Origin of the sequence: Streptomyces graminilatus (genome assembly GCF_001418565.1) — a bacterium.
Taxonomy (GTDB): Bacteria; Actinomycetota; Actinomycetes; order Streptomycetales; family Streptomycetaceae; genus Streptomyces; species Streptomyces graminilatus.
Genome location: NZ_LIQQ01000654.1, coordinates 342 through 6,580 on the forward strand (window position 1 = coordinate 342; position 6,239 = coordinate 6,580).

Annotated in this window: 6 protein-coding genes; 3 read left to right on the plus strand and 3 right to left on the minus strand. The window is 69.7% G+C overall.

Annotation, left to right across the window (positions count from 1 at the left end; all coding sequences use genetic code 11):
- Both AOK08_RS39130 and AOK08_RS39135 read right to left on the minus strand, forming a co-directional pair.
- A partial coding sequence (locus tag AOK08_RS39130) for an AraC-like ligand-binding domain-containing protein (RefSeq protein WP_055534958.1) occupies nucleotides 1-804 on the minus strand: 804 nt, incomplete at its 3' end.
- A 95-nt stretch (nucleotides 805-899) separates the two neighbouring features.
- On the minus strand, nucleotides 900-1,670 hold the full coding sequence (locus AOK08_RS39135) for a D-Ala-D-Ala carboxypeptidase family metallohydrolase (protein WP_055534950.1): 771 nt from the start codon (nucleotides 1,668-1,670) through the stop codon (nucleotides 900-902).
- Nucleotides 1,671-1,898: 228 nt separating this feature from the next.
- Between AOK08_RS39135 and AOK08_RS39140 the strand changes: the two genes are divergently transcribed.
- The gene (locus tag AOK08_RS39140) at nucleotides 1,899-2,789 is read left to right on the plus strand and encodes a helix-turn-helix domain-containing protein (RefSeq protein ID WP_198539530.1); all 891 of its coding nucleotides are present in this window, start codon (nucleotides 1,899-1,901) and stop codon (nucleotides 2,787-2,789) included.
- A gap of 87 nt (nucleotides 2,790-2,876) precedes the next feature.
- Here the strand turns inward: AOK08_RS39140 and AOK08_RS39145 are convergent, their stop codons facing one another.
- Nucleotides 2,877-4,700 carry a bifunctional metallophosphatase/5'-nucleotidase gene (locus AOK08_RS39145; RefSeq protein WP_055534953.1) on the minus strand — a complete coding sequence of 608 codons (1,824 nt, stop codon included), beginning with the start codon at nucleotides 4,698-4,700 and terminating at the stop codon, nucleotides 2,877-2,879.
- Nucleotides 4,701-4,911: 211 nt separating this feature from the next.
- Between AOK08_RS39145 and mshD the strand changes: the two genes are divergently transcribed.
- Complete coding sequence (gene mshD / locus AOK08_RS39150; RefSeq protein WP_055534954.1) at nucleotides 4,912-5,847, plus strand: mycothiol synthase; 936 nt, start codon at nucleotides 4,912-4,914, stop codon at nucleotides 5,845-5,847.
- 104 nt (nucleotides 5,848-5,951) lie between these two features.
- On the plus strand, nucleotides 5,952-6,239 hold a 288-nt coding region (locus tag AOK08_RS39155), incomplete at its 3' end, for a GntR family transcriptional regulator (RefSeq protein ID WP_055534956.1).

Genomic DNA, 6,239 nt, shown 5'->3' on the forward strand with positions numbered 1-6,239 from the left:
GCGGATCCAGGCCGCGACCGTCTCGCCCGGCACCTGCTGCTGGAAGACGCGGTGCAGATGGCTGAGCGAGATGTTGTGGGCGGCGGCGATCACCGGCGGGGTCAGTTCCGGGTCGTGGAGGTTCTGGCGGATGAACGCCTGGACGCGTTCCGCCAAGGCCCGTCCCCGGGTCTCCGGGGACAACGCGGCTTCCGCTTCCAGCAGTTGGGCGAACCAGGCCGACATCAGGTCGAGGACGACCCTGCCCAAGCGGGGCGCGTCCGACGGCTGGAGGGTGTCCGCCTGACGGTCGAGGCCGACGACGAAGTCCGCCAGGAGAGCGCCCACCCCGGTCTGTCCGGGCAGCGCCCGGCCCAGCAACTCCCGTACGCGGTCCGGCGGCAGGGGCAGCAGCGCCTTGGGGAAGTCGACGGCCATACCCGTGACGAGGCCGCCCTGCCGGTCGCCCACCGATCTGACGTCGTACGGCCGCGAACTGTCGGCCAGGAGCAGGTCGCTCGGGATGTACGTGCTGACCTGCCCGGCGTGGTCCATCCCCAGGCCGCCGTCGGTCAGCAGCGTCAGGTGGTACAGCTCGGGGTCGGCCTGGCGCACCTGCTTCTCGGTCCGCCAGTAGCGCGTCGGCGCGAACGACCAGCGGCCCACGAACACCGGCCCCAGTTCCATCGTCCGCTGCTCCGCCCAGAAGTCGGCGGCGTGTGCGCTGCCGAGTGAGCTGGAGCGCGTCCGGCCGACCAGTTCCTGCCAGTAGTCGAACCTGTCGCCCACAGGTACGTCGTCCGTGCGGAACACCGTCCCGATCATCCCGTTTCCTCTCCGGTGCCGGTTTGTGTCTCCCCGTCAGGCAACTTTCACCCCCAGAGCCGCACCAGCCAAGTGACACGGTTCCGCGCGGCCGGTTACGCCACGCCGTCCTCCCACCACCAGGAGCCGGAACCGTAGTTGGAGTGCTCGACCCGGCTGTCCACGTGCTGCCAGGACTTCGAGTACGACTCCAGGCCGGAGAAACCGCACGTCTCGGCGATCCGGTACACCTCCTTCGTGGTGTGGCCGGAGACGGCGAGGTCGGCCGCCACACCGTAGAGGTGCATCGAGTTGGAGGCACCGCCGGACGCGTTGTTGTGCGCGATGCTGCGGAAACCGGAGTTGATGGTCACCGGGCTGTTGCCGGCCTTCTTGCGCAGCGCCTCCAGCTTGTACATGTTCCGCCGCACGTTCTCCTTCACCTCGCTCGCGCCGACCTTGCCGCCGCTGAAGCCGGAGCCGTCCTTGCTGTGGAACTCCGAGAAGTCGAAGTGCGCGGTCGAACCGTCGGACTTCTCCAGGCTGTTGAGGACGCCGAAGGTGTTGGGTCCGGCGACCCCGTCGGACGCCAGCCCGTACGCCGTCTGGAAGCGTCGCAGCGCCGCGTCCGTACCGGGCCCGAAGGAACCGTCCACGGCCACGTAGGTCTGCGTCGCGGAGCCCGCCGCCCAGCCCGCGACCCGGATCTGGAGCTCGGCGACATCGGAGCCGTTGGCGCCCTGCGAGAGGTTGCGGCTCCAGGTGGCGGCGGCGGCCGGACCGGCCAGACCGACCTCGGCGGCGACCGCGAGTCCGGCCGCGGCGGCGACGGCGCCGGTGCCGAGGCGGAGGAAGCCACGGCGGTCGAGGGGGCGGGAAATGGTCACGTCACACTCCTGAACGAGAGAGCCAGCGAACTGGTGAACTGGCGAACGAGAGAACTGCGGGCTGAGAACGTTCACCAGCGTTGTCCGTGGAGCGGCCGTCCCACCAGGGTTCACGGGATCCCAGAGACGTCTGGGACATCCCGTGACGCACATCACGGCAGAGATCATTTCGGAGTTGCCGGAACGGACCTCAAAATGCTCGTAGCCGGGGGAAACCAGGGGGATTCTGTGACCGTTGTGGTCAAGGGCGACAGCGGTGCGCCCATCGACGCGAGAGACGCGATCGACGCGACGGACGCGCGAGAGCGACTGCTCGCGGAAATGCGGCGGCTGAAGGACGCTTCCGGACTCAGCTACGGACGTCTCGCGAGCCGTACGCACTACAGCCGCTCGTCGTGGGAGCGCTTCCTGAACGGCAAGCAACTGCCCACCCGGGTCGCGGTGGAGCAGCTCGCGGCGGCCGTCGACGAGGAACCCGCACCGCTCCTCGCCCTCTGGGACGCCCTGGACACGACGTCCCGCGAGCTGGCCGAGTCGTCGCGGGACACGCTCCCGGCCCCGGGCGGCGGGGACACGGCCGCCACGACACCCGGCGAGCCCGGACCTGGCCGGAGCGGCGGCGCCCCCTGGCTCCACCGGCTCCTGCCCCTCGGTTACGTCGTCTCCGGAGCCCTTCTCGGCACCCTCGGCACGGTCCTCGTCACGGGCGGCGCCCATTCGGGCACTACGGCACCCCGCGCCGACGCGTCGGCCGCCGCGCCCAAGCCCGGCTGCCAGGGCGACAGTTGTCTCAACGGGGAACCCCAGGCCAAGCACTGCCAGTGGGACGCCGAAACCGTTCGCGAGACCTGGCTGCGGGGGTTGCAGATCCAGCTCCGCTACAGCCCCAGTTGCAAGGCCGTCTGGGGCCGCATAGAGAACGGCACCGTCGGCGACTCGGTCTCCATCAGCGACCGCTGGAGCCGGACCGAGGACGCCGCCATCCGCGTCGGCACCGACACGTACACCCGCATGCTCTCCACCGCGTACGCCCCCGCGTCCACCATCACCATCTGCGGGAAGATCATGCGCCAGCGCGACCAGGAGTGCAGCCCGGTCGACAAGCCGCCGGCGCCCTGACCCCGGTCACCGGAAACGGAAGAGGCGACCGCGTCGGTGACGCGGTCGCCTCCAGCCCGTACTGCTGAACGGGCTTAATGAACGGGCTTACTGAACGATCGTGATCCGCTTGGCCGCCGGCGGCGCGATCGGGGTCGTGGGCGTGGAGTTGGCGGTCAGGTACTCCGCCAGCGCCGCGAGGTCGTCCGTGCCGACCAGGTCGTCCGTGCCCTTGCCCAGCGTCGGGAAGCCGTCGCCGCCGCCCGCGAGGAAGCTGTTCGTCGCGACACGGTAGGTGGCGGCCGGGTCGATCGCCGCACCGTTCAGCTTCACCGAGTCGGCGACCAGACGGTCCGCGCCGGTCTTCGTCAGGTCAAGGGTGTAGGTGAGCCCCGACGACACCTGGAGCACCTTCGGCGCGGCCGCGTTCACGCCGCTGACCTGCTCCTTGAGTACGGCGATCACCTGCGCGCCGGTGAAGTTCTGAAGGTTCACCGTGTTGGAGAACGGCTGGACGGTGAAGCCCTCGGCGTAGGTGACGACACCGTCGCCCTCGGCGCCCTTGGCCGCGTAGGTCAGCCCCGCCCGGATCCCGCCCGGGTTCATCAGCGCGAGGTCGGTCTCCGGGTCGAGCTTCTTGCCGTACGCCAACTGCGCGTCGGCGATGAGGTCGCCCATCGGGGACTCGGTGCCGGTGTTGCCGATGTCGCCGGAGATGTAGCCGATCGGGCGGTTGCCGATGGGCGCGGCGAGGGTGTTCCAGCGGGCGATCAGGTCGGTCATGTCCGGGGCCTTGGGAACGGTCCGGGTGACGACGTGGTTCGCGGAGCGGACGGCCGTACGGGCGATGTCACCCGTCTGGCGGTCGTACGTCAGCGTGGTGTCCGTGTACAGGCGGCCGAAGGACGCGGCCGAGGTGACCGTGCGCGGCTTGCCCGAGGGGTCCGGGATCGTGCAGGCGTACGCGGCGTGGGTGTGGCCGGTGACCAGCGCGTCGACCTTCGGGGTGACGTTCTTCGCGATGTCGACGATCGGGCCGGAGATGCCGGAGCCGCCGCCCGCCGCGTCACAGTTGAAGTTGTAGGCGCCGGAGGCGGGGAAGCCGCCCTCGTGGATCAGCGCGACGACCGACTTGACGCCCTGCTTGTCCAGTTCGTCGGCGTACTTGTTGATCGTCTCGACCTCGTCCTTGAACTTGAGGCCCTTCACTCCGTCGGCGGAGACGACACCGGGGGTGTCCTCCAGCGTCACACCGATGAAGCCGATCTTGACGCCGTGCTTCTTCCACACCCAGTAGGGCTTGAGGATCGGCTTGTTCGTCTTCTCGTCGAGCACGTTCGCGGCGAGGTAGGGGAAGTCCGCGCCCTTGAACCTCTTGCCCTTGACGTAGCAGCCGTCCGTCGGGTGGCAGCCGCCCTTCTGCAAGCGCGCCAGTTCCCTGGCACCCTCGTCGAACTCGTGGTTGCCGACCGAGGTGACGTCGAGGTCGAGGCCGTTGAGCGCCTCGATGGTGGGCTCGTCGTGGAAGAGGCCCGAGATCAGCGGGGAGGCACCGACCATGTCGCCGCCGGCCGCCGTGATCGAGTACGGGTTGTTCCCGCGCGCCTGGCGCAGATGCGTGGCGAGGTACTCGACACCGCCCGCGTCGATCGTCTTCGTCGTGCCGTCGGGCTGGAGTTCGGTGACCCGGCCGGAGGAGCCGGACGGCGGCTCCAGGTTGCCGTGCAGGTCGTTGAAGGACAGCAGCTGCACGTCCTGGTAGCGGCCCGGCTTGTTGTGCCCGTGACCGGCCCGCTGGTACGAGCTGTCACCTGCGCTGGCCGGGAGGGCCGCGGCGGTGACCGCGCCGATCGTGACGACACCGGCGACGCCGGCCAGCAGCGCGCGCGTGCGGAGTCCACGGCGGTGGTACGGCTGGGGTGTGACTGGCATGTGCTCCCCTGAAGTGAGCGAGTTCGGAGGACCTGCGGACGCCCCGAGGAAAAGGGGCGCCTTAAGACGTGGTGAAGAAAAGGGTGAGAACTTGGTCTCGTCCGGCGCAGCCTAGGGTCAACGCGCGTAGCGCGACAGGGTTTCGGGGTTACGGAAGGGTTGCCCCTCGGTGAGATTCACCATGAAACGGGCAGGCCTTACTCTCGTATCCATGACCAGCGACGACACCGCGCACCTCGGTTTCCCCGACCTGTCTCGTTCCATCCACACCGTGGCCGCACTCACCCCCGAGCAGGCCGAAGCCGTCCTCGCACTGCTCGCGGAGGCCGCCCGGACCGACGGTCAGCAGGCGGTGTCCGAGCAGGGGCGGCTCCAACTGCGCGGTGGCGCCCGCGAGGGCGTGTCGCACTTCCTGCTGACCGTCGGCGGCGAACTCGTCGGCTACGCCCAACTGGAGGACACCGACCCCGTCGAGGCACCGGCCGCCGAACTGGTGATCCACCCGAGCCACCGGGGCCACGGCCACGGGCGCGCCCTCGGCTCGGCCCTGCTGGCCGCCTCCGGCAAGCGGCTGCGCGTCTGGGCGCACGGCGGCCACTCCGCCGCCCGGCATCTCGCCCAGGTTCTCGGCCTGACCCTCTTCCGCGAACTGCGCCAGTTGCGGCGGCCGTTGGCCGGCCTGGAGCTGCCCGAGCCGAAACTCGCCGAGGACGTGACGGTCCGTACGTTCGTCCCCGGCCAGGACGACGCGGACTGGCTCGCCGTCAACGCCGCCGCCTTCGCCCACCACCCCGAACAGGGCTCCCTCACCCAGCGCGACCTCGACGACCGTAAGGCCGAGGCCTGGTTCGACCCGGCGGGCTTCTTCCTGGCCTTCCGCGACGGCGAGCTGATCGGCTTCCACTGGACGAAGACGCACGCGGCGGAGGGCCTCGGCGAGGTGTACGTCATCGGCCTGCGCCCGGACGCCCAGGGCGGCGGCCTCGGCCGGGCGCTGACCACGATCGGCCTGCGTCATCTGGCGGAGCGCGGGCTGCCCACGGCGATGCTGTACGTCGACGCGGACAACACGGCGGCGGTCGCGCTGTACGAACGGCTGGGCTTCGAGACCCACGAGACGGACCTCATGTACCGCACGGAGTCGTAAGCGGCAGGCATTCACAGGAGGTGGCGGGGGGCGGTGATCTTGACACCGCCCCCTCTCCTGGTTCACCCTTTCACTACTCAATTAGTGAAAGGGTGATTGTCCGAGTGGTCGAGTACCGCATCGACAGACGCACCGGTGTCGCCACCTATCTTCAGATCGTCCAGCAGACCAAGCAGGCTCTCCGCCTCGGCCTGCTGGTGCCCGGCGACAAGCTGCCCACGGCCCGCGAGGTCGTGGAGGCCACCGCGATCAACCCGAACACCGTTCTGAAGGCCTACCGCGAGCTGGAACGCGAGGGCCTGGTCGAGGCACGACGGGGCCTCGGCACCTTCGTCCGGAAGTCACTGGGCGCCGCCCCGGCGGACTCCCCGTTCGGCGCCGAGCTGGCCGAC

Excerpts from the sequence above, each read along its gene's own strand:
- AOK08_RS39145 (WP_055534953.1), bottom strand. The coding sequence starts at position 4,700 with ATGCCAGTCACACCCCAGCCGTACCACCGCCGTGGACTCCGCACGCGC.
- mshD (WP_055534954.1), top strand. The coding sequence starts at position 4,912 with ATGACCAGCGACGACACCGCGCACCTCGGTTTCCCCGACCTGTCTCGT.